The sequence below is a fragment of the Aurantiacibacter arachoides genome, assembly GCF_009827335.1.
In the GTDB taxonomy this organism is placed as follows: Bacteria; Pseudomonadota; Alphaproteobacteria; order Sphingomonadales; family Sphingomonadaceae; genus Alteraurantiacibacter; species Alteraurantiacibacter arachoides.
The window spans coordinates 264,731-291,359 of sequence record NZ_WTYH01000001.1; the positions used below are offsets into that span (position 1 = coordinate 264,731).

26 protein-coding genes and 1 tRNA gene are annotated in these 26,629 nt (G+C 68.1%); 10 read left to right on the forward strand and 17 right to left on the reverse strand.

The window, feature by feature from the left end; all coding sequences use genetic code 11:
* Positions 1-6: 6 nt before the first annotated feature.
* From GRI62_RS01345 to GRI62_RS01385, 9 genes are all read right to left on the reverse strand, one after another.
* Positions 7-1,335: a mechanosensitive ion channel gene (locus GRI62_RS01345; protein WP_131451648.1), complete on the reverse strand. Its 1,329-nt coding sequence runs from the start codon at positions 1,333-1,335 to the stop codon at positions 7-9.
* 142 nt (positions 1,336-1,477) lie between these two features.
* The gene (locus GRI62_RS01350) at positions 1,478-2,359 is read right to left on the reverse strand and encodes an RDD family protein (protein ID WP_234027331.1); all 882 of its coding nucleotides are present in this window, start codon (positions 2,357-2,359) and stop codon (positions 1,478-1,480) included.
* On the reverse strand, positions 2,356-3,417 hold the full coding sequence (locus tag GRI62_RS01355; RefSeq protein ID WP_131451650.1) for a stage II sporulation protein M: 1,062 nt from the start codon (positions 3,415-3,417) through the stop codon (positions 2,356-2,358). The genes GRI62_RS01350 and GRI62_RS01355 overlap by 4 nt, the downstream gene beginning before the upstream one ends.
* Positions 3,417-4,769: a DUF58 domain-containing protein gene (locus tag GRI62_RS01360; RefSeq protein ID WP_234032856.1), complete on the reverse strand. Its 1,353-nt coding sequence runs from the start codon at positions 4,767-4,769 to the stop codon at positions 3,417-3,419. Before GRI62_RS01360 ends, GRI62_RS01355 begins: the two co-directional genes overlap by 1 nt.
* Before the next feature lie 10 nt (positions 4,770-4,779).
* On the reverse strand, positions 4,780-5,742 hold the full coding sequence (locus tag GRI62_RS01365) for an AAA family ATPase (protein ID WP_234027332.1): 963 nt from the start codon (positions 5,740-5,742) through the stop codon (positions 4,780-4,782).
* Positions 5,739-7,019 carry a DUF4350 domain-containing protein gene (locus tag GRI62_RS01370; protein WP_131451651.1) on the reverse strand — a complete coding sequence of 427 codons (1,281 nt, stop codon included), beginning with the start codon at positions 7,017-7,019 and terminating at the stop codon, positions 5,739-5,741. The genes GRI62_RS01365 and GRI62_RS01370 overlap by 4 nt, the downstream gene beginning before the upstream one ends.
* Positions 7,016-7,684: a hypothetical protein gene (locus tag GRI62_RS01375; RefSeq protein ID WP_131451653.1), complete on the reverse strand. Its 669-nt coding sequence runs from the start codon at positions 7,682-7,684 to the stop codon at positions 7,016-7,018. Before GRI62_RS01375 ends, GRI62_RS01370 begins: the two co-directional genes overlap by 4 nt.
* 72 nt (positions 7,685-7,756) lie before the next feature.
* Positions 7,757-8,224, reverse strand: a complete 468-nt coding sequence (locus GRI62_RS01380) for a GNAT family N-acetyltransferase (protein ID WP_131451654.1) — start codon at positions 8,222-8,224, stop codon at positions 7,757-7,759.
* A complete protein-coding gene (locus tag GRI62_RS01385) occupies positions 8,225-9,121 on the reverse strand; it encodes a prephenate dehydratase (RefSeq protein ID WP_131451656.1) in 897 nt (298 codons plus the stop codon).
* Positions 9,122-9,274: 153 nt separating this feature from the next.
* Here GRI62_RS01385 and GRI62_RS01390 point away from each other — a divergent pair, with 153 nt between their 5' ends.
* On the forward strand, positions 9,275-9,949 hold the full coding sequence (locus GRI62_RS01390) for a c-type cytochrome (RefSeq protein ID WP_160731782.1): 675 nt from the start codon (positions 9,275-9,277) through the stop codon (positions 9,947-9,949).
* Positions 9,950-10,024: 75 nt separating this feature from the next.
* Here GRI62_RS01390 and GRI62_RS01395 read toward each other — a convergent pair whose 3' ends face one another.
* Entirely contained in the window at positions 10,025-10,690 is a 666-nt protein-coding gene (locus GRI62_RS01395) for an RlmE family RNA methyltransferase (protein ID WP_131451660.1), read from the reverse strand.
* A complete protein-coding gene (locus tag GRI62_RS01400; protein ID WP_131453707.1) occupies positions 10,687-11,889 on the reverse strand; it encodes a Ppx/GppA phosphatase family protein in 1,203 nt (400 codons plus the stop codon). Before GRI62_RS01400 ends, GRI62_RS01395 begins: the two co-directional genes overlap by 4 nt.
* Before the next feature lie 103 nt (positions 11,890-11,992).
* Between GRI62_RS01400 and GRI62_RS01405 the strand changes: the two genes are divergently transcribed.
* The gene (locus GRI62_RS01405) at positions 11,993-12,592 is read left to right on the forward strand and encodes a TIGR04282 family arsenosugar biosynthesis glycosyltransferase (protein WP_131451662.1); all 600 of its coding nucleotides are present in this window, start codon (positions 11,993-11,995) and stop codon (positions 12,590-12,592) included.
* The gene (locus tag GRI62_RS01410) at positions 12,589-13,314 is read left to right on the forward strand and encodes a glycosyltransferase (RefSeq protein WP_131451663.1); all 726 of its coding nucleotides are present in this window, start codon (positions 12,589-12,591) and stop codon (positions 13,312-13,314) included. The genes GRI62_RS01405 and GRI62_RS01410 overlap by 4 nt, the downstream gene beginning before the upstream one ends.
* Positions 13,315-13,326: 12 nt before the next feature.
* On the opposite strand, the gene GRI62_RS01415 is transcribed toward GRI62_RS01410, so the two are convergent.
* Both GRI62_RS01415 and GRI62_RS01420 read right to left on the reverse strand, forming a co-directional pair.
* The gene (locus tag GRI62_RS01415) at positions 13,327-14,313 is read right to left on the reverse strand and encodes an SDR family oxidoreductase (RefSeq protein WP_131451664.1); all 987 of its coding nucleotides are present in this window, start codon (positions 14,311-14,313) and stop codon (positions 13,327-13,329) included.
* On the reverse strand, positions 14,307-15,353 hold the full coding sequence (locus GRI62_RS01420) for a methyltransferase domain-containing protein (protein ID WP_131451665.1): 1,047 nt from the start codon (positions 15,351-15,353) through the stop codon (positions 14,307-14,309). Before GRI62_RS01420 ends, GRI62_RS01415 begins: the two co-directional genes overlap by 7 nt.
* 73 nt (positions 15,354-15,426) lie before the next feature.
* On the opposite strand from GRI62_RS01420, the gene GRI62_RS01425 reads away from it, so the two are divergent.
* From GRI62_RS01425 to GRI62_RS01445, 5 genes are all read left to right on the forward strand, one after another.
* Entirely contained in the window at positions 15,427-16,842 is a 1,416-nt protein-coding gene (locus GRI62_RS01425; protein ID WP_131451666.1) for a dihydrolipoyl dehydrogenase family protein, read from the forward strand.
* A complete protein-coding gene (locus tag GRI62_RS01430) occupies positions 16,842-17,822 on the forward strand; it encodes a radical SAM protein (protein ID WP_131451667.1) in 981 nt (326 codons plus the stop codon). The genes GRI62_RS01425 and GRI62_RS01430 overlap by 1 nt, the downstream gene beginning before the upstream one ends.
* 35 nt (positions 17,823-17,857) lie before the next feature.
* Positions 17,858-18,292, forward strand: a complete 435-nt coding sequence (locus GRI62_RS01435) for a DUF2147 domain-containing protein (RefSeq protein WP_131451668.1) — start codon at positions 17,858-17,860, stop codon at positions 18,290-18,292.
* 83 nt (positions 18,293-18,375) lie between these two features.
* A tRNA-Gln gene (locus GRI62_RS01440) sits at positions 18,376-18,449 on the forward strand.
* 71 nt (positions 18,450-18,520) lie between these two features.
* Positions 18,521-19,393: an LOG family protein gene (locus GRI62_RS01445; RefSeq protein ID WP_131451669.1), complete on the forward strand. Its 873-nt coding sequence runs from the start codon at positions 18,521-18,523 to the stop codon at positions 19,391-19,393.
* Positions 19,394-19,433: 40 nt separating this feature from the next.
* Here GRI62_RS01445 and GRI62_RS01450 read toward each other — a convergent pair whose 3' ends face one another.
* Positions 19,434-21,848 carry a TonB-dependent receptor gene (locus tag GRI62_RS01450; protein ID WP_131451670.1) on the reverse strand — a complete coding sequence of 805 codons (2,415 nt, stop codon included), beginning with the start codon at positions 21,846-21,848 and terminating at the stop codon, positions 19,434-19,436.
* 149 nt (positions 21,849-21,997) lie between these two features.
* Here GRI62_RS01450 and GRI62_RS01455 point away from each other — a divergent pair, with 149 nt between their 5' ends.
* Positions 21,998-22,459: a MarR family winged helix-turn-helix transcriptional regulator gene (locus tag GRI62_RS01455; RefSeq protein WP_131451671.1), complete on the forward strand. Its 462-nt coding sequence runs from the start codon at positions 21,998-22,000 to the stop codon at positions 22,457-22,459.
* Here the strand turns inward: GRI62_RS01455 and thiD are convergent.
* Entirely contained in the window at positions 22,449-23,234 is a 786-nt protein-coding gene (thiD, locus tag GRI62_RS01460; RefSeq protein ID WP_131451672.1) for a bifunctional hydroxymethylpyrimidine kinase/phosphomethylpyrimidine kinase, read from the reverse strand. The two genes, GRI62_RS01455 and thiD, sit on opposite strands and share 11 nt — an antisense overlap.
* 1 nt (position 23,235) lies before the next feature.
* Positions 23,236-24,573, reverse strand: coding sequence for a phosphoglucosamine mutase (gene glmM, locus GRI62_RS01465; protein WP_131451673.1), 1,338 nt, complete (start codon positions 24,571-24,573; stop codon positions 23,236-23,238).
* 163 nt (positions 24,574-24,736) lie between these two features.
* Here glmM and GRI62_RS01470 point away from each other — a divergent pair, with 163 nt between their 5' ends.
* Positions 24,737-25,348: a superoxide dismutase gene (locus GRI62_RS01470; RefSeq protein WP_131451674.1), complete on the forward strand. Its 612-nt coding sequence runs from the start codon at positions 24,737-24,739 to the stop codon at positions 25,346-25,348.
* A gap of 95 nt (positions 25,349-25,443) precedes the next feature.
* Here GRI62_RS01470 and GRI62_RS01475 read toward each other — a convergent pair whose 3' ends face one another.
* Positions 25,444-26,619: an AI-2E family transporter gene (locus tag GRI62_RS01475; protein WP_131451675.1), complete on the reverse strand. Its 1,176-nt coding sequence runs from the start codon at positions 26,617-26,619 to the stop codon at positions 25,444-25,446.
* Positions 26,620-26,629 lie beyond the last annotated feature (10 nt).

Below are 26,629 nucleotides of genomic sequence, written 5' to 3' on the forward strand. Positions count from 1 at the left end.
TAAGCCCTAGCTGCCCGGCGGCAGGTCTGCCGGATCGTCCGTGGGCGAGGGGTTGGCACTGGCCGAGGTATCCGGCCCCGCCTCGGCTGCGCGGCGCGATACGGGGCGCGATGCCCGACGCGATGCGGGTTGCGGTGCGGGCGGCTGGGTCGTGGTGGGAGAATAGGTCTCCACGTGCCGGTCGATCTGCTCCAGCTTGCGACCGGCCCACTCGCGTCCGCCGAGGCCAAAGGCCAGCGCACCTGCAACCGCCGCACCGATGGCGGCGGCGGTAAAGGCGGTCTGCACGATTTCCTCGCCCACGCCCATGAACTGCAGGCCCATGAAGGTGAACAGCACGATGGTCGCCCACTTGACGATGGTGGCCGCCAGCGTCGTCTCGCCGCCCGATCCCGCGATCATCCGCACCAGGAAGCCGGCGATGGCGAAGCCGACGCCGATCACCACGGCGCCAAAGATCACCCGGCCGCCAAGCTCCAGCACCTGGTCGAGAATGGCGGTCAGCTCCGGGAAGCCGAGCAGGCGCGTGGCGGCAATGGCAAAGAACAGCACGATGGCCACCTGCACCACGCGCGCCACCACGTCGGAAACGCGGGTGGTGGCGGGCAGCACTTCGCTGCTCGCCAGCGCGCGGTCGACGCCGAGACCCGGCAGCACTTCCTTCAGCACCTGCACCACGAAGCGGCTGATGAGGTAGCCCAGGGCCAGCAGCAGCGCCGCCCCGATGATCCGCGGAATGGCGTCGAGGATCAGGCGCAGCATGTCGCTGGCCGGGCCCGAGACGCTTTCCAGGTTCAGTGCGTCCAGTGCCAGGATCGACACGAAGATGACGATCACGGCGTAGGCGATCGTGCCGATGGTCTTGGAAATGGTGGTGTTGCCGGTCGCCGTTTCCACGCCGCCGCGGTTCGCCCACTTGTCGAAATCGACAGTCTGCAGCGTGGCGACGATCAGGTCGCGCGCGATGCGTGCCAGCATCAGGCCGATGAAGAAGATCAGGCCCGCGCCGATCAGGCGGGGAATGAATTCCATCACGTTGTTGAGGAGATTGTCGATCGGTCCGGCGACGCTGCCGAGGCCGAGAATGGTGAGGATCACCAGCAGGCCGAAGCCCCAGATCAGCAGGCTGACGATCTTGCCCAGCTGTTCGCCGATGGACGTTCCCGTCGAGGTCGACCGCTGGAGGAAGCCGACGTTGTCGACCAGCTTGGCAAAGGCCCACTTGGCGGCCCGCGCCAACAGCCAGGTGACGAGCAGCGCGACGAGCGCGAGGCCCACTTTCTGCAGCAGGATGAGCGCGACCCGTTCATCCCACACGTAATTGCCAATCCTCATGGACTGTCTCCCCATTTATGTCGTGTAATGCGAAGGTAACACGGCTTTTCGGGAATACGCAATCGGCAGCGCAATTTAGCGCCCGATAACGAATGCCCGATAACGAATGCCCGATAACGACTGCCTGATTACGACTGCCCGATTACGAATACTTGTCACGCTTGCGCCGGCCGAACCGCATCCCGCTTTCCAGGTGCCCGCGCAGCGCGGCATAGAACGCTTCCAGGAACTCGCGCTCGTCGCCAGCCCCCAGTTGCCAGCCGATCTTGCGGGTGATTGCCTGCGCCACGTCGCGCAGCGCCTCGGGCTGGCCTTGGCGCAGCACGCTTTCGAGCACCTGCAATTCGTGTTCGCCGTAGATTGCCAGTTCCTGCGGGCCGAAGCGATAGTCGGTGCTGCGATCGGGTGCGATCGACATGGCCTGCCTCAGCTTGGCGGCGCGGGCCTCCACCACCCATGTGCCGGCGACCAGGTCACCCGCGCGCAGGCCATCGCGATTGCAGAAGGGGAACAGCACGAACACCGCCAGCCAGACGAAGGCGGCAAGACCGGCAACGCCCGCCTGTTCGCCGCCGCCAAGCAGGAAGAAGGCCGGCAGGAACACCTCGACATCGCGCACCAGGTTGCGCGCGATCACCATCTCCGCCGTCAGTTGCCCCCCGTCCCGCGCCGCCACGCGGATGCCGAGCAGGCGCTTGCCCGGCGTCGCCGCGCGCGGGCCGAGTTCGAAATACATGAAGTAGCCATACCGGGCGAGGAACAGCAGCAGGATGCAAATGACCATGACCAGCTCGACCGGCCCGCTGGGGGCATCGTCCAGCGTGTCGATGCTGACGCCGAGGAGAACGAGCGACACGATGAACACGACGATGCCCAGCACGATAAAGGTGAGGTCGAGCAGCAAGGCCCCTGCGCGACTGCCGCGGCTGGCCACGGTCATGGGCAGGGCAAGGCCTTCGGGCGTTACCAGCATCCGCGCCCGCTTGCTGGCCTCACCGCGCATCTGGATCGTGGGCACGCTCATCCCGCGCGCTCGCTCTCAGCTTCGCGCGGACGCTTCAGGGCGAGGAAATACAGCACCCAGAAGGCGAGCATGAAGCCGCCCACGGCATATTTGGCTTCCGCACTGTCGATCAGCTGGCGTCCGTAACCCTCCAGCAGACCCGCGATGACCAGCATCAGCGCGCAGCCTGCCATCACCTGGGCCGCGCGAACCCCGGCGGATTGCAAGGCGGACAGGACCGAACGCTCGCCCGGAAAGGCCATCGTGCGCCCGACGTGCAGCCCGGCCGCGCCGGCCAGCACGATGGCCAGAAGCTCGGTCGTGCCGTGGATGGAGAGCCAGGCACCGAACGCGTATCCCAGCCCCGCATCGGCAAACACCCACAGCATCGCGCCCAGCAGGGCCATGTTGTAGACCAGCAGCAACAACGTGGGCACGCCGAAGGCAAAGCCCAGGGCAAAGGCCATGATGGCGACGCCGGTATTGTTGGAAAACAGCGAGGCGGCGAATGTCGTCAGCCCCTCGGCCCCGCCATCATGGGCGAGCGTTTCTTCCAGCACCGCGCGCGAGGCGCCGGGAACGCGGCCGCCCGCCATGCCCGGCGGCACGAGGGCGTAGAACCATTCCTGATCGCGCGCGACGAGCAGCCAGCCCACCGCGACCCCCGCAAGCGAGACGGCGAGCGCAATGCAGATGTCGAGCCAGATGGCCCGCACCGACGCGCTCCAGCCGCCGCCGAGGAACGTCCGCAGCCAGCCGACGAAGCCGATGCGCGGGCCGTAGATCTGGAACCAGGCCCGCCGTACCAGCGCCTCCAGGTAATCGAGCGCCGCGGCATCGAGCGAGGTCTCGCGCGCCACGGCGAGGCTGGAGGCGGTCTTGCGGTAAAGCACCGGCAGATCGAGCAGGTCCGCATCGCTGATGCTGCGCGGGCGGCCTTTTTCCAGCGCGGTGACGATGGCGTCGAGGCGCTGCCAGTCGACCTCGCGTTCCAGCCGGAACCGGTCGGAGCGCAGGCTGGCCGCCGCGATATCGGCGGGGGCCGCGATTTCTGCCTTGCGGAACAGGGTCAGCGCCATCAGCCGATCGCCTCGCTGCGCTTCTTGTCGAGATAGAGGTCGATCAGGCGATAACCGATGGAAGCGTGGCCGGCCTCGATCACGTTGACGCCCAGCCGGCGCAGCCGTTCCAGCACCAGCGCGCGCTGGCGGGCGAGCGCATCGGCGCTGACGGCCACGGCAATGGCGCCGATGGATTGCGGCGCGGTGGCGGCAAGGTCTTCCAGTTCTGTATCGATCATGGTGACGAAGATGACGAGATGGTGGCGCACCAGTCGCTCCACGCTCTCGACCATCAGTTCGGCACTGGTGGGATCGCTGAAATCGGAGAACAGCACGATCAGGCTGCGGCGCTTCAGCCGCGCGGCCAGCGTCGCCAGCGCCAGCGTGAAGTTCGGTTCGCGCGGGGTGTAGTCCAGCTGTGCCGCCGCGCTTTGCAGCCGGTGAAAGGCGCGGGTATCGGTGACGAAGGGCGTCATCAGCTGCGGCTGGTCGGCAAACCCGAACAGCGCCACCCGGTCGCCGCCCTTCAGCGCGACATAGGCCGCGGTCAGCGCGGCGGAGACGGCGCGGTCGATGCGCGGCAGGCCGTCCACCGGCTCGATCATCGACTGGCCGCAATCGAAGGCGAAGACGATCTGGTTGTCGCGCTCGCTCTCGTTCTCGCGGGCGTAGAGCGCGGTGTGGCGTGCGCTGGCCTTCCAGTCGATGCGGCGGCGGTCCATGCCGGGCTGGTATTCGGAAAGCGCCTCGAACTGCGTGCCCTCGCCGCGGATGCGCCGGGCGACAAGGCCGAACTGGCTGTCGCGCAGAAAGCGCTGGAGAACGGGGCTGCGCACCGGCGAGAGGTCGGGCCAGACGCGGATCGCCGCATCGAGAGCGGCGCGCCTCTGCCGCACCGCCAGGCCGAGCGGACCGGGCCAGCGCAGCCACAGATCGTGCAGCGCGCCGGGCCCGCGGCGGACCGGCACGGTATCGCCGACGCCGGAGAACACGCTGGCGACCCCGGTCGGATGCAGGCGAAAAGTCGCGCGGCCCTGTGCGCCGAGGCGTGGGTCGAAGCCGATGGCGACCTCGGGGAGGGCGGCGTCGCTGTCGCGCTCTATCCGCGCGTTGACGCGCAGCGTGGCGGGCTGGCCGACCTCGGCATCGGCAGGCACGTGATAGTCGAAATCCACGAGCGGTCCCGCCAGCCAGCCATCGATCAGCATGACCAGCAGCAGCGCCAGTCCGGCGGCAGGAGCGACAACCCACGCGCTTGGCGCAGTCGCGGCGACGACAACGGCGAGCGGCGCCAGCAGGACCAGCAGCACCAGCGTGCGCGCCGTGGGCACCACGGGCGGCGCGGGCACGCGCGACAGAAGGGCGCGGATGCGCTCCACTTCAGCGGGGCGCCTCGGTCTGCTCGATCAGGCCGGCAACGAGGTCCTCGACCAGCTTGCCCTCGATCTCGGCGGCGGGGCTCAGCAGCAGGCGATGGCGCAAACAGGCCGTGGCGAGCGCCTTGACGTCGTCGGGCACCACGTAGGCGCGCCCCTCCAGCGCGGCACGCGCCCGCGCGGCATTGGCGAGGAGGACCGCGGCGCGGGGGCTGGCCCCGCTGGCGATGTCGGCGTTGTCGCGGGTGGCGCGCACCAGCGCCACGCAGTAATTCAGCACCTCGTCCGACAGGGTGACCTGCTTCACGCTCGCCTGCGCGGCGCCGATGATGGCGGCATCGGCCACGCGCGCGATGCCGAAATCGGCGGGCTTCTGCGGCCCGCTCCGGTTACCGAAACGCCGCACGATCTGCGCCTCTTCCTCCAGGCTGGGATAGGGCACCAGCAGCTTGAAGGCAAAACGGTCGAGCTGCGCCTCGGGCAGCGGGTAGACGCCCTGGTTCTCGATCGGGTTCTGCGTGGCGACAACCATGAAGGTATCGCCCAGCGAGTGGGTCTCTCCGTCCAGCGTCACCTTGCGCTCCTGCATGGCTTCGAGCAGCGCGGCCTGGGTCTTGGGCGGGGTGCGGTTGATCTCGTCAGCCAGCAGCACCTCGCAGAAGATCGGCCCGCGCGTGAGGGTGAACTGGCTGGTCTGGAAGTTGAACAGGTTGGAGCCGAGAATATCGCCCGGCAGCAGGTCGGGGGTGAACTGGATACGCCCGAAATCGAGGCCCGTCGCACAGGCGAAGCAGTTGGCGAGGAATGTCTTGGCGGTGCCGGGCGGACCTTCGAGCAGCACGTGGCTCTGGCTGAGCAGTGCGATCAGCAGGTGGTCGACGGTCTGGTCCATGCCGACGACGGCCTTGCCGATCTCGTCGCGGATGCGGGCGGCCAGCGCGGCGGTGTCTTCCAGCGTCATGGTCATGAATGAAGGGTCCTTTCGAATGTGCGAAGTGCCGTGGCGGCACGAATGATGTCGCGCGGGTGGTCCGCATCGCGAAGATCGGCGGCGAGGCGCGAGAAGCTCGGGCCAGCATTGCCGCGCGCGGCGAGCACGCGGTCGATCGCCGCCTCGCGCGCGTCGGTATCGGCCACGCGAAGACCCAGCCGCGCGGCCACGCGGCGGCCGACCAGCGCCTCGTAGGGCGATTTGAGCAGGTGAAAGCGCCGGGTGCGCGCCACCAGTGCAGCGCCGTTCCGCGCCAGTTGCCGCTTGCCGCGCGCCATGGCGGGCACCTCCGCCACGGGCGGTCCAAAGCGGTTGAACGCGCGCCAGCCAATCACCAGCGCGGCGAGCAGCAGGCACAGCGTGGCAGCAAGGAAGGGCGGGCGAAAGGCGAGGGTGAGCAGGTTTTCGCTGGCGCCGAGACCCGCCAACGTCATGTCGAAGACGATGGGCAGGTCCGTGTCGCCTTCTACTGCGGTGTCGATCAGCGCCAGCGCCAGTTCGGCGCGGCCCCGGTCGGCGAGGCCGTAGTTGTTGAGCAGGTCGGGCTCGAACACGACCACGACCGGGTAGGGCACGTAATCGTCGTAATCACTCGTTCGTTGCAGGACGCCGGCAAGCAGGTCGCCTTCGCTGTCGGTGACGAGCGGCTCGATAACCAGGTTCGGCTGGTCCACCAGCGCCTGTGCCTGATTCGCGTCGGGCAGGCTGCCGCGGCGCTCCAGACCGCTCCAGCCGCGCGTCTTGCCCACCGCCAGCGCCCCGCCCCGGGCCATGTCGAGTTCGCCGAACCATTCGGGGCTGTCCGCCGCGGCCAGCGTGACCCAGCCCGGCGCGGGCTCGACCGGGGTGCCATCGACGCTCTCGGCCTCGGCACCTTCGGGAAAGGGCATGGCGTGCCACTTGGGCAGGATCAGCAGGGTCGGCCCGTCACCAGTACGCTGGCGCTCCAGGATCGCCTCGCCGATGGCGTCGGCATCACCGATCAACTGCGGGGTAAGGATGACAAGCGCAATGTCGTCCAACTGCGCGCGGTTGCGCGACACCTCCACCTGCGAGCCGGTCGCCTCGAGCAGGGCGACAAGTCCGGTAAAGCCGTTGAGGCCGTTCGATGCGGCATGGGCGCCGCCCGCACCCGCATCATCGCCGGTCCAGCCCTTGCCGATGGCGTAGAGCATCAGCAGGAAGGCGAGCGCACCCACCAGCAGCATGGCGAGCACCGTGCGCGCGCTGAAGGCGGAGCGCGCGCGGCTCATGCCGCCAGCCCCCCTTCCTGCAAGGCGAAATCGGCATAGGCGGCGCGCGCCGCGGTCCAGTCGTCCTGCGTAAGGCGGGTGAGGGCGAACAGGCTGCGCTCCACCCGGCCCGCGATCACGCCAAAGGCTGCGCGGGCGGCATCGGGCAGGCGCGTGTCGGCGGACAGTTCACGCGCGGTGCTCGACGGTTGGAACAGGTGCGGGCGCGACGCGGCGATCTGGCCGACCGAGCGCATCAGCAGCAGGTGCGTCGCTGCATCATATTCGCCCGCCGCCGCCAGCCGGTCCGCTTCCTCCAGCAAGGCCAGCGCCTCGCCCGCGTCAGGCACCCATTGGGCTGTGTCGTGCTGGCCGCGCCTGCGGGCCTTCCACTCCACCGGTGCCAGCGTGCGCCAGAGGAGCCACGAGAGAAGCGCCACGCCGAGCGCGATCAGGACCCACATCAGCACCGGCCAGATCGCCACGACAAAGCGCCCGATCGGCGCGAACACGGCGGCCAGCCAGTCAAACAGAGTGGTCAGCCAATCGGGCGGCGGCTCCTGTTCCTGAAAGCGGATATCGGTGAACTGGATGTCACCATCGTCGCGCACGCCGCGCCACGCGTCGCCGAAGTCTTCCCCTTGCGCGCTGCGCGCCCCCGTGTTTGTCCCCGTGCCCGTCGTCACGATGCAGGGGATGCCATGCCCGTCGCACCCATGCAAACGCGAACCCCAGATGATGTCGGAAATCGCCGCGGGTCAGGCGAGCGGCAGCCCCATGCACAGGCTGAAATCATCGCTGACGTAACCGGCGAAGGGCGCGCATTCGCGAAAGCCGTGCGCGGCGTAGAGGCGCTGCGCCGGGCCGAACACCGGATGCCGCCCCGTCTCCAGCCCCACCCAGCGATAACCGCGCGCCCGGGCCTCGCGGAGGATATGCGCCAGAATGGCCGGTCCCGCACCCGTGCCGCGCCATTCGTCCGCCGCGCGCATCGACTTGATCTCGCCGGCAGTCGCGTCGAGCGCCTTGAGCGCCCCTACCGCCGCCAGCGCGCCATCCACCCGGGCGGCGTAAAAGGTGACGTCGGTCTGGGCCAGCCGCGCGGCGGGCATGGCGTGGACCTTGCAGGCGGGGGAACAGGCGTGCATTTCGGCCAGGTGCTGCCCGATCAGCGCGGCAATGTCGGGCGTGGCGGGATCCTCCGCCGCGATGGCGAAGGCGGGCATCTACCCCCGCTCCCGCGCAAGTGGATAGCTGCCGAACATCTGCACGTCCTTGCAGTGAAACCGCAATTCCGCCAGCGCGCGGTCCACCGCTGGTTCTCCTGCCGCGCCCACGATGTCGGCAAAGAACATGGTGGCGGCAAAGCTGGCGCCCTTCTGATAGCTTTCCAGCTTGGTCATGTTGACACCGTTGGTGGCAAAGCTGCCGAGCGCCTTGTAGAGCGCGGCGGGCACGTTGTTCACCTCGAACACGAAGGTGGTCATGGCCGGCCGCCCGCCCAGCGCGGCGGCATCCAGTGGTTTGCGCGCGAGCACGACGAAACGGGTGGTGTTGTCGGCGGCGTCCTCCACGTTCTCCTCCACGATCCTCAGGCCGTAAAGGTCTGCCGCGAGCGCGGGAGCGATAGCGGCGATGGTGGGGTCGCCCTGTTCGGCCACCCAGGCGGCACTGCCCGCGGTATCGGCGTGGGCCACCGGCACGATGCCGCGTGCCCGCAGATAGGCGCGGCTCTGGGCGAGCGCGTGCGGGTGGCTGTAGGCGGCGCGAAACGGCCCGGCGGGCACCGTCGCCATCAGCGCGTGGTGAATGGCCAGGAAATGTTCGCCCACGATCGACAGGCCGCTTTCGGGCAGCAGGAAATGGATGTCCGCCACCCGGCCGGCCTGGGAATTGTCGATGGGGATCATCGCGCAGGCCGCCTCCCCCGCCTCCACTGCCTCGATCGCGGCGGCGAAGCTGAAACAGGGGTAGGGCAGGGCGTCGGGATCCCACTCCATCGCCGCGCGGTGGGAATTCGCCCCCGGGGCGCCCTGGAAGGCAATGGCGCGCTGCGGCTGTGCGGCGGCGGCGGCGCGCATGGTTTCCACCATGGCGAGCGCGGGGGCGGGAAAGACGTCCATGATGGCGCCGCGCCTAGACCGCGCCCTCCATGTCGACAAGCGCCGATCGCGCCACGTCGCCCCTTGCGCCATCGGGCCATGGTGACTAGAGCGCGAGCCACATTCGAATTGGCCTTTAAACACGCGGCAGAACGACCAGTCATGAACGATCGCATGAATACCATTTTCGGCTGGCTGCTGGCCAGCGCGGGCATTGCCCTTGGCGGCTCGATCGTCGCCGGCATGTATTTCCACGGCGACGGCCAACGGCTGGAAGACGATTTCGCCTGGGGTTACGTGATCGAGGCGGCAGAGGGTGGCGCGGCGGAAGCCGAGGTCGAACCCATCGGCAATCGCCTGGCCGTGGCCGACCTCGCCAATGGCGAGGCGACCTTTGCGCGGTGCCAGTCGTGCCACCAGGTCGCCGCCGGGCCGAGCGGGCTTGGCCCCAACCTGAACGGCGTCATCGGTTCTGCCATCGGCGGCCATGCCAGCGATTTCTCCTACTCCTCCGCCATCAAGGAGCACGGCGGCCAGTGGTCTTACGAGAACCTGGACGAGTGGCTGAGGAGCCCCAGCGGGTTCATCCCCGGCAACCAGATGTCGTTCCCCGGCCTTGCCGATCCGCAGGCCCGCGCGGACCTGATCGCCTACCTGCATGCGGCAGGCGGCGGCGGACCGGACTTCCCGCCGCCAGTGGAAGCCGCTCCCGCCGAAGGTGAGGCCGACGCCACGGGTGCGACCGACACCGCCGACCAGAACCAGCCCGGCGAGGAGGCTGGCGCGCAGGCGACGGACGGTCCGGTATCGACCGGCCAGGCCGCCACGGCGAACCAGAACAACACCTGATTACCGCAAAACGGGATCTCATGTCGTGCCAGTCGCGATCCGGGATTCGGTAACCTGGCGTGGTCACCGGGCGCGCTAGTCGCGGCCCTTGAACCCCTGCGCGATGACATACCATTCGCTCGAACCCTTGCGGCTCGCGGGTGGCTTGGCGTGTTTGACCACGGTGAAGTGCTTCTTCAGCAGGTCGAGCAGGTCCTTGTCGGTGCCCCCGGCAAAACCCTTGGCAATGAAGGCGCCGCCCTTTTCCAGCACATCGACGGCGAACCATGCCCCCGCCTCCACCAGCGCCATCGTGCGCAGGTGGTCGGTCTGCTTGTGACCGACGGTATTGGCCGCCATGTCCGACAGCACGAGGTCGGGCGTGCCGCCCAGCGCCTGTTGCAGCGCGGCGGGGGCCTCGTCGGCCATGAAATCCATTTGCAGGATGGTGACGCCCTCGATGGGTTCCACCTCCAGCAGGTCGATGCCCACGACAGCCGCACCCGGCGCGCGCTTGCGCACCACCTGCGCCCAGCCGCCGGGCGCAATGCCGAGGTCGATCACCCGTTTCGCGCCCTTGATAAGGTGGAAGCGATCGTCGAGTTCGATCAGCTTGAAAGCCGCGCGGCTGCGCCAGCCCTCTTCCTTGGCGCGCTTGACGTAGGGGTCGTTCAACTGCCGCTCCAGCCAGCGTTTGCTGCTTTCCTTGCGCTTCTTGTTCGATTTCAGCCGCCGCCCCGGCTCGGGCCCCGCCCGCGTCATGACGCCCTTGCCCCGCCGGACTTGAGCCGCCGCAGCGCCGCCTGGGCGTCCGCGCCCTCGGCATCGGCGGACATCAGGCTACGCAGGATGCCTTCACGGATGCCGCGGTCGGCAACCCCCAGCCGGTCGGCGGGCCAGATCTCCAGGATCGCTTCCAGAATGGCGCAGCCTGCCACCACCAGTTCGGCCCGCTCGTTGCCGATGCAGTCAAGCTCGCTGCGTTCGGCCGGCGACATGCGCGAAAGCCGCTGCGAGATCTCGCGCATGGCATCGGTCGGCACGATCAGGCCGTCCACCTGCTTGCGGTCGTAATGGGGCAGTTCGAGGTGCACGCTGGCCAGCGTCGTCACGGTGCCGCTGGTGCCCAGCAGGCGCTGGTCGGGCGCGGAGTGGGCGGCGATCCGCTGGCCGAATTCGGCAAAGCTGTCGCGCACCTTTTGCTTCATCGTTTCGTACCGGCGCAGGCGCTGGTCCAGCCCGCCGGTTTCGTGGCCGACGGTCTCGCTCAGCGATACGACGCCCCAGGGCACGCTCTGCCAGTCGATGATGCGCGGCACCGGCGCGCCGGGCTCGATCAGCACCAGTTCGGTCGACCCCCCACCAATGTCGAAGATCACCGCCGGCCCGACCCCGTCTTCCAGCAGGATGTGGCAGCCCAGCACCGCCAGGCGCGCTTCCTCCTGCGCGCTGATGATGTCGAGCGCGATTCCCGTCTCGGCATAGACCCGTTCGATAAAGGCCTCACCGTTGGTGGCCCGGCGGCACGCCTCCGTCGCGACAGAGCGCGCGAGGTGGACGTTGCGTTTCTTCAACTTCTCCGAACAGACCTTCAGCGCGCCCATGGCCCGGTCCATCGCCTCGTCGCTCAGCCGCCCGGTCTGCGCCAGCCCTTCGCCCAGCCGCACCACGCGTGAAAAGGCATCGACCACCACGAAGTTGTCGTCCGCCGGGCGGGCGATCAGCAAGCGGCAGTTGTTGGTGCCGAGGTCGATCGCGGCATAGGCCTGCCTGAAGCTCTTGTGATGGGGTGGCCGCCGCCAGCCGCTGTTCACGGCCCGGTCGCCAGACGCCGTGCTTCCGGTCCTGCCATCGCCGGGAGCGCGTTGCGGGCCCCCGCTCTTGTGGTGATCGCGGCCGCTATCGCCTGCCGCAGACCCACCGGCCCTGTCGCGTCCAACCGGCGGAATATGATCCGCCATTGCATGATACTTTCTCATTCACCGCCCATTCCGGGCGGAACCTGGAGGCAGGTTAGACCTTCTGGCCGTTTGACACAAGTTGGGGCGCGGCTAGGTCGGTCCGATGGCATCGCCTTCGGCCTGTACCGGTTCGCCCACCGTCGCGCTGTTCGCCCGCTATCCGCGCGCGGGAGAAGCGAAGACCCGCCTCATCCCGGCGCTGGGAGTCGATGGCGCGGCGGCGCTCCACCGCCGGCTGGTCGAACGGACGCTGGGGGTCATCCGCGCAAGCGGCCTGCCCTTTGCGGTATGGACCACGGGCGCGGACGAAGGGGAATTTCGCGACTGGCTGGGCGATGCCATGGCGCTGACGGCGCAGGGCGAAGGCGATCTCGGCGCCCGGCTGGCGCAGGTGCCCGCCCCGGCGATCCTGCTGGGCGCGGACGTGCCCGACCTGTCGCCTGCGCACCTGCGCGATGCGGCCGGGGCCTTGCAGGAGGTGCCGGTGGTGATCGGCCCCGCGCAGGATGGCGGCTATTACCTGCTGGGCTTCACGCAGCCCGTGCCGTTCCTGTGGCCCGACATGGCCTGGGGCACCGACCGCGTGCTGCGCGAGACTGAGGCGCGCCTGCGCCGGGCCGGGGTTGCCTATCGCCTGCTCGAACCGCTTTCCGATTGTGACCGGCCCGAAGATCTGGCGCGTTGGCCCGAGCTGCTCGGGTGAGCGCGGTTTCCATCGTCGTGCCGATGCTGAACGAGGAGGCGGCGCTGCCCGCGCTGGTCGCGCACCTTGCCCGCCTCGATCCCGCGCCGCTGGAGGTGGTGGCGGTCGACGGTGGCAGTGCGGATCGCTCGGTCGCCCTGGCGCGCGCGGCGGGCTGGCGGGTTGTCGAGACCGCGCCGGGCCGGGGGCGGCAGATCAACGCCGGGGTGGCGGCCGCGGCGGGCGAACGTGTCGTGGTGCTCCACGCCGACACCGTGCCGCCCGCCGATATGGTCGCGGTCATTGCGGCCACGCTGGCCGATCCGAAGGTGGCGCTGGCGGGCTTCACCCCGATCATCCGCGGGACGGAGCGGACGCGCTGGGGCACGACGGCGCACAACTGGGCCAAGACCTTTTATGCGCCGCTGCTGTTCCGTCCGCATCTGTTCGTGCGCGGGTGCCGCCTGTTGTTTGGCGATCACGCCATGTTCTTCCGCCGCGCCCAGTTCCTCGAGGTGGGGGGCTGCGATCCCGAGGCGCGGGTGATGGAGGAAGCGGACCTGTGCATCCGCCTCAACCGCTTTGGCCGCGTGCGGCTGCTGCGGCGCACCGTGGAAACCTCCGATCGGCGGATCGCCGAGTGGGGCGCGCTGAAGGCCAACTGGGTCTACCTGAAGGTTGGCCTCATGTGGGCCGTCGGTGCGCGCCAGCGTCTGCACGAGCATTACCCCGACGTTCGCTAGGCCTGACCTGCGCTACACAGGCGGCAAAGGCAGGTAGCCACGCGCGATGCCGTAGGCGATCAGCCGGTCCAGCCAGGCGCGGTCGGTAGGCGGGCAGCGCAGGCCGGTGGCCCGGCGCAAGGCGCTGTCGGCGAATCGCGGGTTGCGGGTGAGGTAGGGGCCGAACGTCGCCACCATGCGCTGGGCGAGGGGGCCTTCGGGCACATAATCCTGCGGCAGCACGATCGCCGGATTGGGAAAGTGCGCCACCCGCGCCACGCCGTGGGCCAGTTCGGCCACCGGCATGGCCTGCGCGCCGACGAGGTGGAAATAACCGCCGGCCACCGCCTCCATCCGCTCGGCCAGGGCGACAAGCGCGGCAGCGACGTGGTCGATCGGCACCAGGTCGAATGTCGCGTTCCGTGCAGCGGGGAAGCGGGTGACCTTGCCCCGCGCCATCAGGCGAAAGACATTGCACAAGGAGGGAAAGTCGCGAATCCGGCCGGTCGCGCTGTCGCCCAGCACGATGGACGGGCGGGCAATGGCGAAGGGCAGGCCGCTGGCCGCCACCACTAGCTCGCCCGCCGCCTTGCTTGCCTCGTAGCGGTTGGTGAAGCGTGTGCCTTCGGGCACTGGCGTTTCGCTGATCACGCCGTCACCGTCCCCGCAGACGTAGGCGGTGGAGACGTGGAGGAACCGCGCGCCCGCCGCCCGGGCATAGTCGATCGCGTTTTGCGTTCCCGCCACGTTGACTGCGTGAAGCTCGACCTCGGGCGCATCGAAATCGAGATGCGCGGCACAGTGGATCACCACGTCCTGCGGGTCGGGATCGAGGCCCATCAGCGGCCGGGTGACATCGCCGCGCACCACGGTTATGCCGGTCACCAGCGCACCGTCGTTGCCGCGCACGTCCGGGTTGCGGCGCACCAGCGCCGTCACCCGGTGCCCGCGTGCCACCAGCCGCGCGCAGACCTCGCCGCCGATCAGCCCGGCCGCGCCGGTGACGAGGACCCTCAGCAACAGGCCGCGCCGGCCGCCGCGGTTCGCTCGACCTGCCCGAACGGCATGGCCATCCCGCAGCCGGGGAACACGCCGTAGTGCCGGGAAAAGTCGCCGATGAAGGCGAAGTGCGGCGCAAAGCGCGTCTCCGCCAGCATCCGCCAGGAATTGCCGCAGATGGCAAACACCCGCCCCGCCTCGATCGCGTGATGCGCGTCGAGCATGAATACCCGCTCCTCCCCCGCCACGCCGCCGCGATAGACCACGGCCTGTCCGTAATCCTCGCACTGCGGCTCCAGCCCTGCGAGCTTGAACAGCCGCCATGTGGCGGACACGAACCCGATACCGTCAAGCTTGGCGGCAATCTCGGCATCGTTGATGGTCATGGGTCGATCGGTGACGAGGCGCGGGTCGGCGAAGCCGGCGGCCTTGGCCAGCGCCAGGAAATCGCCCCAGTACAGCGCGCCCGACAGGCACTCGCCATGAAGCACAGGGTCCGCCAGCAGGGCGTGCGGCACGCGGCGGTCGGCATAGACGTCTGAGAAATACAGTTCGCCGCCGGGCTTCAGCAGCCGGTGCGCGGCAGCGAAGACCGCGGCCTTGTCGGCGACGAGGTTGATCACGCAATTGGAGACGATGACGTCGAAGCTTTCCGGCTCCAGCCCCAGTTCGCCCAGCGTCTCGATGTCACCTTCGACGAAGGCGACATTGGCGTAACCGAACCGCTCGGCGTGCCAGCCCAGATGCTCGCGCGCGACGGCGAGCTGTTCGGGCGTGGCGTCCACCCCGGTCACGCTGCCCTGCGGCCCGACGAGCTGCGCGAGCAGGTAGGCATCCTGCCCGCTGCCCGATCCGAGATCGAGCACGCGGCACCCCTCCAGCGCCTGCGGCACCACCAGCCCGCAGCCGTAATAGCGTGCCTTGACCTCTGGGTGGACGTTGGCGAGCGCGCGCATGATGGCATCAGAGGGTCGCTCGAAAGTGCAGCAGGCATCGGTGCGCAGGTCCTGCGATCCGCCGAGCACCTTGCCGTAGTAATCCTGCGCGTTCTGAAGGTTCATTGGTCCGGTCCCTGCTCTGGCGAACCCCGATAGCGCTTCGCCCGCCCGGCGCAATCGGCTAGGCACGGCAGCGATGGACTATACCCATGACGTTATCGTGATCGGCGGCGGCGCTGCGGGGCTGACCGCCGCGGGCGGCTGCGCGCTGTTCGGGCTGAAGGTGGCACTGATCGAGGCCGGGCCGATGGGGGGCGAATGCCTCAACAACGGCTGCGTCCCGTCAAAGGCGCTGATCGCGGCGGCAAGGCGCGCTGCGGAGGCACGCGAGGGCGCGCGCATTGGCGTGACGCTGGCAGCTCCGCAGGTCGACTGGGCGGGGGTCCACGCCCACGTCCACGGGGCCATCGCCGCCATCGCCCCGCACGATTCGCAAGAGCGGTTCGAGGGCATGGGCTGCGAGGTCATTCGAGAGCGCGCCGTGTTCACCGGGCCGAAGTCGATCGCGGTGGCGGGCCGCACGCTCACCGCGCCGCGCATCGTGATCGCCACCGGGTCAGCGCCCGCCGTGCCGCCGGTCGAGGGGCTGGCAAGCGTGCCCTACCTCACCAACGAGACCCTGTTCGAACTTGGCGAGTGCCCGCAGCACCTCGTGGTGCTGGGCGGCGGCAACGTGGGCATGGAAATGGCGCAGAGCTTCCGCCGCCTCGGCAGCAGGGTGACGCTGATCGAGCCCGGCGACCTGCTGGCCCGCGACGATCGCGATTCGGTCGATCTGCTGGTGGAGACGATGAAGGACGAGGGCGTGCGCTTCGTAAAGGGCGCGGCGGCCAGGGTGGCGGGCGCAGGGGGCGCCATCACGGTCACCACCGACGGCGGCGAAACGATCGCCTGTTCGCACCTGCTGGTCGCCACGGGGCGCAAGGCGCGCACCGAAGGCTACGGGTTGGAGACGACGGGGGTCGCGCTGGGCAAGAACGGCATCGCGGTGGATGCGCGCCGCCGCACCAGCGTGAAGCATATCTACGCCATCGGCGATTGCCGCGAGGGGCCGCGGTTGACGCACGTATCGGGCTACGAAGGGTCCAACGTGGTGCTGGAAATCGCGCTGGGCGTTCCCGCCAAGGCCGATTTCACCGCGCTGCCGTGGTGCACCTACACCGCGCCCGAGGTGGCGCAGATCGGCCTGACCGAGGCCGAGGGGCGCGAGACGCTGGGGGACAGGCTGACCGTCGTCACCGAACATTTCGACCACAATGATCGCGCGGTTGCCGAAGGGCGGCCGGCGGGCCAGATCAAGCTGATGCTGAAGGGCAAGAAACTGGTGGGCGCCAGCATCGTGGGGGAAGGCGCGGGCGAACTGCTGCTGCCGCTGGCCCAGTCGATGACCGGCAAGACTTCCACCTTCGCTCTCGGCGGCGCGGTGATCGCCTATCCGACCCGTGCCGAGATCCTCAAGGCGGCGGCCTTCAAGGCGTGGGAGCCGCTGCTGTTCGGCACCTGGCCGAAACGCTGGGCAGGCCTGGTCGCGCGGATGCGACGGGCGTTCTGATGGCGAGCCGCAGCAGGAACGCGCCCGCCGGCCCATCGCCCTTCGCCGTCGACGTCAGTGCCCTGCCGCGCGAGAAATTCGCCGATCCCCTGCTGACCGCCGACGGATCGGAGCGGGCGAGCGTGGCGCTTACACGTCTGGACACGCTGTGGTTCGCCACCGGCACGCTGTGCAATCTCGCCTGCGCCAACTGCTACATCGAAAGCAGCCCGACCAACGATGCGCTGATCTACCTGACCGCCGCCGAAATCGCCCGCTTCCTCGACGAGATCGCTGCACGCGACGTGCGTGAAATCGGCTTCACCGGCGGCGAGCCGTTCATGAACCCCGAGATCATTGCGATGATCGAGGATGCCCTGTCGCGCGGACACGCGGTGCTGGTGCTGTCGAACGCGATGAAGCCGCTGCGGCGGCACGAGGCCGCGTTGCTGCGGCTGCGCGCGACGTATGGCGACGCGCTCACGATCCGCGTCTCGATCGATCACCATACGCGGCGGGTGCATGAGGAGGAGCGCGGGCCGAAAAGCTGGGCGCCGATGCTGGACGGCCTGCGCTGGCTTTCGGCCCACGGGTTCTCGATCGCCGCTGCCGGACGAAGGCTGCGCGGGGAGAGCGAGGCGCTGGCCCGCAATGCCTATCGCCTGCTGTTCGAAGCCGAGGGCATAGCCGTCGACACCGCCGACCCCGCGCGCCTGCTGCTGTTTCCCGAAATGGACGCCAGCGCCGACGTGCCGGAAATCACCACGGCCTGCTGGGGCATCCTGGACACGTCGCCGGACGACGTCATGTGCGCGTCCAGCCGCATGGTCGTCCACCGCAAGGGCGAGCCGGCTGCGCGGGTCGTCGCCTGCACGCTGTTGCCCTACGATCCGCAGTTCGATCTGGGCGCCAGCGTTGCCGAGGCGAGCCGCCCCGTCAGGCTCAACCATCCGCACTGCGCGCGGTTCTGCGTGCTGGGCGGAGCAAGTTGTTCGGCCTGACGCACCCTTCTGTCCTTTTCGAGCGTAGTCCAACCATGATCCGAACCATCCTCGCTTCCGCCGCCGTCCTCGCTTTGACAGCGACCGCCGCCCCTCATGCCGCCTCGGCCCAGAGCAGGATCGACGGCACATACCGCGATCAGGATGGCTACGTGCAGATCGTGGTGGCCCCGTGCAGCGCCAACGCGGCCGCACGCTGCGGGACGATCACGCGTATCCTGCGCATGAAGGAAGGCGAAACCAACCGCGATCGGTACAACGACGATCCCGCGCTGCGCAATCGGCCGATCACCGGCATCCGCCTGCTGCAGAACATGACCTGGCGCGACGGCGCCTGGCGCGGACAGGTCTACAATCCCGAGGACGGCGGCACCTACCGCGCGGTGGTGCGCCCGGGCCGCGGCGGCGCGCTGAGCGTGCAGGGCTGCCTGTCCATCGTCTGCCGCACGGTCACCTGGCCCGCCGCGTAAACCAGGGCCCGCGACATGGACAGGTGCAGCGGCAAGGGTTGACGCCATCCGCGACCCGCTATAAACGCGCGCCCTCGCTGTAGTGCCCTGTCCTCTAATGGTAAGAGAGCGGACTCTGACTCCGTCAATCAAGGTTCGAGTCCTTGCGGGGCATCCAGCTTTTCCTCACCCTTCCCAACGTTGCCACCGGCCTCTAAGGCCGTGCGTCGCTTTGCGAAAGGAACCGGCGTGAGCCCCGAAGACGAATTGACAGATCACAAGTTCTACCACGCCGATACCGAGGCGCAGTTCGAGAAGGCGGTGCCTTCCACCCCGCAGACGCGGCACCCGGCCTACAAGCTGGCGTTCCAGGATACCGATTTCCTGCTGCGCGAGGAACTGCGTCCGGTGCGCTTTCAGCTCGAACTGCTGAAGGCGGAAACGCTGCTGGACGAGGCCGGCGTGGGATCGACGCTAGTGATGTATGGCTCTGCCCGCATCCCCCCGCCAGAGGCGGCCGAGGCAGCCCTGGCGCAAGCCGAAAAACTGCCCGAGGAAGAGGCGGTGGTCGTCCGCAGCCTGGTGGCCAAGAGCAAGTACTACGCCGAGGCGCACAAGCTGGCCAAGCTGGTGAGCGAGAAATCGATCATCGAGGACGGCAAGCGCCAGTTTGTGGTGTGTTCGGGCGGCGGCCCGTCGATCATGGAGGCGGCGAACAAGGGGGCCAGCGATGCCGGCGCCGAGAGCATCGGGCTGAACATCATCCTGCCGCACGAGCAGGCGCCAAATCCCTACGTCACGCCTTACCTGTCGCTCAATTTCCACTACTTCGCATTGCGCAAGATGCACTTCCTGCTGCGCGCGCGGGCGGTGGCGGTGTTCCCCGGCGGGTTCGGCACGTTCGACGAGTTCTTCGAACTGCTGACGCTGGTGCAGACCGGCAAGATGAAGCCACTGCCGATCATCCTGTTCGGCAGGGATTTCTGGACCCGGGTGATCGATTTCGATGCGCTGGCCGAGGAAGGCACGATCTCGCGCCGCGATCTCGACCTCATCACCTGGTGCGAGACGGCGGAAGAGGCCTGGGCCGCCATCGCGGGCTTCTATCGTATCAAGGGATAACGGGGGCGGCCCAAGGGCCGCCCCCGTCCCATCACGATACCTAGAACTCGGTGGACACCTGCACGTACCAGTTGCGCGGGCGGGCGAAGATCTTCTCCGCGTAACCCAGCGTGCCGAGCGAGGCGTTGCCCTGGATCAGGTACTCCTCGTCGAAGGCGTTGAGGACGCCTGCCTGGATGCGATAGGCCTCGTCGATCTCCACCTCGATAGAGGCATTGCCCACGAAGTAGCCGTCCTGCTCGATCTCCGGCACGCTGCCGGTGATGAACACCAGGCTGGAGGTGTAGCTGCCGTCGAACCGCGGCGTCATGGTGACGCGCGGCGACAGGTCGAATTCGTAGCCCACGGCGAAGTTGCCCTGGAACGACGGGGTCAGCGGCAGGTCGTCACCCGGGGCCACGGTGGCGGTGGTGCCGGGGACAGGCGTGATTGTGCGGATTTCATCGTCGAGCACGGAGAGGCCCGCGTCGATTCTGAGGCCGCTGCCGTAGGGATCGTAGGTCGCCTCCGCCTCGAACCCGCGGATGCGCGCCTCGCCGGCGTTGAACAGCAGAGGCACCGGGCCCTGGCGGAAGACCAGCTGGATGTCGGTGTAATCGGCCTGGAAGGCGGCGAGGTTCAGGCGGACATCGCCGAAATCCATCTTCGCGCCGATTTCGTAGCTGTCGACGCTCTCCTCGTCGAAGGGCACCGGCACGAAGCCCGCGGGCGGCGCGTTGTAGCGGGTGTTGAAGCCGCCCGACTTGAAGCTGCGGGAATAGGAGACGTAACCGTTGAGCCAGTCGGCAAATTCATAGGCGACGTTGGCCGAGCCGGTGAGGGCGCTGAAGGTTTCGCGGAACGGATCGTTGAAGATGAACAGCGGGCCGCCCTCGGGGATCGCCAGCGTGGGCAGCGGATCGGGATCGGGCAGGGTGGACGGGAACAGGTTGAACACCGTTCCCGCATAGGTCTTGCGATCCTCAGTGTAGCGCAGGCCGCCGGTCAGCTCGAGCCCGTCGATCAGCTCGTACGACACCTCGCCAAAGGCTGCGAGCGAGCGCGTTTCGAGATCGGAGAACTGCAGGTCGCGGCTGCCCGGTCCGCCATTGAGGACGGACCCGATCACCGGCGGGGAGGGCGGGAAGGCGAGGAACACCGTCGCGCGCTCGGTGGTGTCCTCGTCGAAGTAGTAGCCGCCAAGGATCGCGCTAAGCCGGTCCGAATTGTACTGCAGTTGCAGTTCCTGGCTGACCTGGTCGGACTGCGAGCCGACGTCGGTGGTCAGGATTTCGAACGGGGTGTTGTCGGCATCGCGGATGCCGCGCGAATCGGTCGATCGGTAGGCGGTGATGCTTTTCAGCGTGATGGCGTCCGACAGCTCGTAGGTGGCCGTGCCCGACACGCCCCAGATCTCCGATTCGCTGCGAACCGGCGCGGTGCCGCCGTTGACGAAGTTGCCGCGCGCCTGGAAATCGTTGGCGCAGCGCGCATCGTTGATCAGCGGCACGTTGGGGGCGCCGAACCGGGGATTGCCGGGGGCGAGCGGGGCGAAGGGAATGGTCGCGCCGGGGCAGCCGGCAGCAACGCTGACGATGGCCGGCACGGGAGCCTGTTCGTTGATTCCGGCGAACACGAACGGCGCGCCGTTCTCGTCACGCCGCGAATAGTCGGCCCGCAGGTTCAGTTCGAACACCGGCGAAGGCTCCCACCGCAGGGCCGCGTTGCCGGAGATGACATCCTCGTTGCCCAGGTCGCGGCCATCGAATTCGCGGATGACGTAGCCCTGCCGCTGGCGGATGCCGCCCGACACGCGTGCCGCCAGCGTGTCTGCGATGGGCACGTTGAGCGCGGCGAAGCCTTCGAACAGGTTGAATTCGCCAAAGCGCGCCCGCGCCCGGCCGGAGAACTCGCCGAACTCCGGCTCCCGCGTGCGCACCAGGATGGCACCGCCGATGGTGTTGCGTCCGAACAGCGTGCCCTGCGGCCCGCGCAGCACTTCCACGCCGGCGATGTCGCCGAATTCCAGGGTGCCGCCCGCCGCGCGGCCGACATAGACCTCGTCGATGTAGATGCCGACGCCGGGATCGACCGCCGCCGTGGGATCGAGCTGGCCGATCCCGCGGATGAACACGACGGACGAGGAGCTGTTGCCCGAGAGCTGCCCGGCAGGCTTGAACTGCAGGCTGGGGGTGATGCGTTCCAGATCGGATGTCTGCACGATCTGCCGGTCTTCCAGCGTCTCGGCACTGAAGGCGGAGATGGCGACCGGCGTATCCTGCAGCGATTCCTCGCGGCGGCGCGCGGTGACGAGAATGACTTCGCCCGCCTGCTCATTCGCCTGCGCCTCGGCCGCTCCGGCGCCGGTGTCGGCGGGATCGTCCTGCGCATGGGCGGGCAGGGCGCAGGCGAGGGCAGCAAAGGCCGTGCCGGCAAGAATGGTGCGATGAAGTGCGGCTACGCCGAAGGTGCGCATGATGTCTCTCCCAAAGAACGACCGTTTTGGACGGCCTTGGCATTCTGTTATCACCAGTAACAGATGTCGACAACAACAACCTGCTTGCCCGCCGCCCGCCCGCGACTTACGCTTCCATCAGAACGAGAAAAAAACGGGACGGGGGCAGGATGGCACGACCGACCATGGCGATAGACGATGCCGGACAGGGTCTGGACTATGGCTTCCTGGCCGACCGGATCGGGTTCCTGCTGCGCATGGCGAGCGTCATCAACCTGGCGCAGCTTGCCCGCGATACGCCGGACAAGGCGCACACCTCGCAGCGGATGTCGGTGCTCGCGCTGGTGGCCGCCAATCCCGGCACGTCGCAGGTGCGCCTGAGCGAAGCGCTGCGCCTGTCGCGGCCCGCGGCCACGCTGGCGGTGGATTTCTGGCAGGAGCGCGGCTGCATGGAACGCCGGGTCGATCCGGACGACCGGCGCAGCTACGGCCTTTTCCTGACGCCGGCTGGCGAGGCGCTGGTGCCGCTGTTCGCCGAGATTTCGCGAGAGGCGGAAGTGTCTTTGCGCGACCGCCTGACAGAGGCGGAGGCGGTGGAGCTGCGCCGCCTGCTGGTCAAGATCATCGACTAACCGGATCAGCCGGACGCACGGCCTGGTGGCCCAGCGGCCCATGGCCCAGCCCGAACCCCGGCGCGTGCTTCAGCGCCTCGCGCACGAAGTGGCGGGCCTGTGCCACGGCCTCCTCCAGCGGCAATCCGCGCGCGAGGTGTGTGGCCACGGCGCTGGAGAGCGTGCAGCCGGTGCCGTGGGTATGCTTGGTGACGATGCGCGCTTCGGTCCACAGCACATCGGCCATGCCGGGCCGCACCAGGCGATCCTCCACCATCGGCCCGTCGGCATCGCCGCCCTTTGCGAGATAGGCGACCCCGCGCCCCCCGTTCCTGCCCGCCATTCCCGCCGCCCCGCCGAGCGCGGCGAGTTCGGGGACGTTGGGGGTGGTGAGCGTGGCAAGTTCCATCAGCCAGTCGAACACCGCGATGGTCGCTGCGTCGGCCAGCACGCTGCCGCTGGTAGCGACCATCACCGGATCGAACACGATAGGGCAGGGCAGGTCTTCCAGCCGGTCCGCCACCACCTCGGCAATGTCGGCGCTGCCGAGCATCCCGATCTTCACCGCGTCGACGCCGATGTCTTCCAGGCAGGCATCGATCTGCGCAGCGACGAAATCGGGCGTCAGCGCCTCGACCCCGCGCACCCCGCGGCTGTTTTGCGCGGTGACGGCGGTGATCGCGGTCATGGCATAGCCGCCGAGCATGGTGATCGTCTTGATGTCGGCCTGGATCCCTGCGCCCCCGGAGCTGTCCGAGCCGGCGATGGCGAGCACGCGGGGTGGGCGGGCCGACACGTCAGGCGGCCTTGGCCACGGCCTCGCAGATGTCGTCGACCACGCGGCGGACCTGCGCCTCGTCGTCGCCTTCTGCCATCACCCGCACCAGCGGTTCGGTGCCGGATTTGCGGATGACGAGGCGACCGCGGCCCTGCAATTCGGCCTCGGCGCTGGCAATGCAGGCCTGGACGCTTTCGGCATTGAGCGGATCGCCGCCGTCATAGCGCACGTTCTTGAGCAGCTGGGGCACGGGATCGAACAGGTGCAGCAGTTCGCTTGCCGGCTTGCCGGTGCGGACCATGGCGGCGAGCACTTGCATGGCGGCGATGGTGCCGTCGCCGGTGGTGGCATGGTCGAGCAGGATCATGTGCCCGGATTGCTCGCCGCCGATGTTGTAGCCGCCGGCCTTCATCGCCTCCAGCACGTAACGGTCGCCCACCTTGGCGCGCACCAGTTTCAGCCCCTCGCCCTGCAAAAAGCGCTCGAGCCCCAGGTTGGACATGACCGTGGCGACGATCCCGTCACCTTTCAGCAGGCCCTTCAGCTTCCAGCGGCTGCCGATAAGGCCCATGATCTGGTCGCCGTCGACCACCTGGCCCTTCTCGTCGATCACGATCAGCCGGTCAGCGTCGCCATCCAGCGCGATGCCGATGTCGGCGCCGACCTCCAGCACCTTGGCCTGAATGGCATCGAGCGAGGTGGAGCCGACGCCGTCGTTGATGTTGAGGCCATTGGGGGTGACGCCCATGGTTACCACTTCCGCCCCCAGTTCCCAGATCGCGGTGGGGGTGACGTTGTAGGCCGCGCCATTGGCGCAATCGACGACGATCCGCAGGCCATCGAGCCTGAGGTCCGAGGGCAGCGCGCGTTTTACCGCGTGGATGTAGCGGCCGCGGGCATCCTCGATCCGGCGGGCCCGGCCGATGGCCTCCCCTTCGGCCAGAACGGGCTCTGCATGCATGGCCGCCTCGATCGCCTCCTCGTCCTCGTCGGAGAGCTTGAAGCCATCCGGGCCGAACAGCTTGATGCCGTTGTCGGCGTAGGGATTGTGGCTGGCGGAAATCATGACGCCGATATCGGCGCGCATCTCGCGCGTCAGCATGGCGACGGCGGGGGTGGGCAGGGGCCCGGTCATCACCACGTCCATGCCCACGCTGGTGAAGCCCGCGACCAGCGCGTTCTCCATCATGTAGCCCGACAGCCGGGTGTCCTTGCCGATTACCACGCGATGCTTGTGATCGCCGCGCAGGAAATGCAGGCCCGCGGCCTGGCCCACCTTCATCGCCACGGCGGCGTTCAGTTTCGTGCCATTGGCCCGTCCGCGGATACCGTCGGTGCCGAAGAATTCGCGTCCCATTGTTACCTCTTTTGTCGCAGGCAAGTGCGCCATGCCATGCCGCCTCATGCCGGTATTGTCACGCGCCTTCCCGCCCGACTAAATGCGGCCTGCATTGCAACCCTCGCGCGCCTCGCGCATTGGTCTTGCAAAGACCCGTACAACAGGAAGGACGGACCACCCCATGGCTTTCACTCTCATCCCGCTGCCATTCGACGACGAGGCGATCGCGCCTGCCATCTCGGCAGAAACGTTCAGCTATCACCATGGCAAGCATCACAAGGCCTATGTCGACAAGACGAACGCCGCGATCGAAGGCACCGACCTCGACGGCAAGGACCTGATCACCGTCATCAAGTCCGCCCGCGGCGGCAACCAGGGCCTGTTCAACAACGCTGCACAGGTCTGGAACCACGGCTTCTTCTGGCACTCGCTCAGCCCGTCGGCCGTCGGCCCGAGCGGCGACGTTGCCAACAAGATCGAGGAGAGCTTCGGCAGCCTCAAGGAACTGGGCGACAAGCTGAAGGAAAAGGGCGCCGGCCACTTTGCCAGCGGCTGGGTGTGGCTGATCGAAAAGGACGGGAAGCTTTCCGTCGAGGACAGCCACGATGCGGAAACCATGGCCGATGGCGATGCCAACCCACTGCTGGTCATCGACCTGTGGGAGCACGCCTATTACCTCGACCACCAGAACGCCCGCCCGAGCTATCTCGACGCGGTGGTGGACGGACACCTGAACTGGGATTTTGCAGCCGAGAACCTGGCCCGCGGCACTGCCTGGACCTATCCCGGCTGACCGCAGCGTCGGCCAATTGCCACTGACAAAAGGCCCGCCCCTCTTGCAAAAGACGGGCGGGCCTTTTTTCGTGGCAAGCACGAGTAATTAGAAAATCAGGCGGTGTCGGGCACGCCAAGGTCCGGCCCGTGGTCGCCGAACAGGGGTTCGCCGAACAGGAAGCCGATGAAGTTGGGGCGGCCGAGATGGTCGACGAGCGCGGTCAGCGTCAGCAGGATCGGCACCGAGAGCAGGGCGCCCGCCACGCCCCAAATCCACCCGAAATAGCTCAGCGCGAGCAGGATCATAACCGGGTTCATCGTGAATCGCGCGCCCAGAATCGATGGCGTTACCACGTTCGCTTCCACCGTGTGCAGACCCAGGTAGGCCGCCGCGGGAATCAGCCCGACGAACACCGATTCCGCGGTGCCCAGGCCGAACAGGGCGAGCAGGCCGATCATGGCCAGCGGTCCGACGTAGGGGACGAAATTCAGCAGCATGGCAAGGCCACCCCACATGATCGGCGCCTCCAGCCCCAGCGCCCAGGCGCCGAGAGCGGTCACGATGCCCACCCCGGCGTTTATCAGGCCCACGGTGGTGATATAGGCGGCGACCCTGTCCTGCACATCGCGCAGGGCACGGGCCGCCTTCAGGCTGGAGCCGACCTCGGCGCGATCGAGCAGGAGGCGGCGGCGCAGGCGGATCCGCGCCTCAATCATGAAGAAGGCGAGCAGGAAGGTCAGCAGGATTTCCAGCAGCACCGTGGGGGTGGCGAAGGCAAGCTGTTCGAGCATGCTGGGATCCGCGAGCACGACTTCGTTCGCCTTGTCGCCCGATAACTCCGCGATCTGTGCGTTCAACTGGTCGACCCAGGCAAAGGCCAGCCGCAGGTCGCTGAAATGGTCGCGCACCTGTGCGATCATCGCCGGAAAGCGATCGTACAGGGATACCGCCGGCGTAAGGATCGCCGTCAGGGCCAGGCCCAGGATGCCGAAGAATATCAGCAGCGACAGGATGGATGCGAGGAAGTTGGGCAGCCCCCACATCGCAAGCTTGTCCGCCAGAGGGGACAGGATGATGGTGATGATAAGGCCGGCAAACAGCGGCAGGAACACCACCGATCCGATCGACAGCACGAACGGCAGGGCAAGAAACAGGCCGATGGCGAGCAGCACCACGAGGGCCGAGATCAGCCGCAGTTCCTGTGCCGCGAACCGCATCTGCCGCTCACGCGGGGTCGACGCCGGTCCGCTTGCCGCGCCGGACCTCACCTCGTCCCCCGTCGCGCTCATCGCCGCGCCA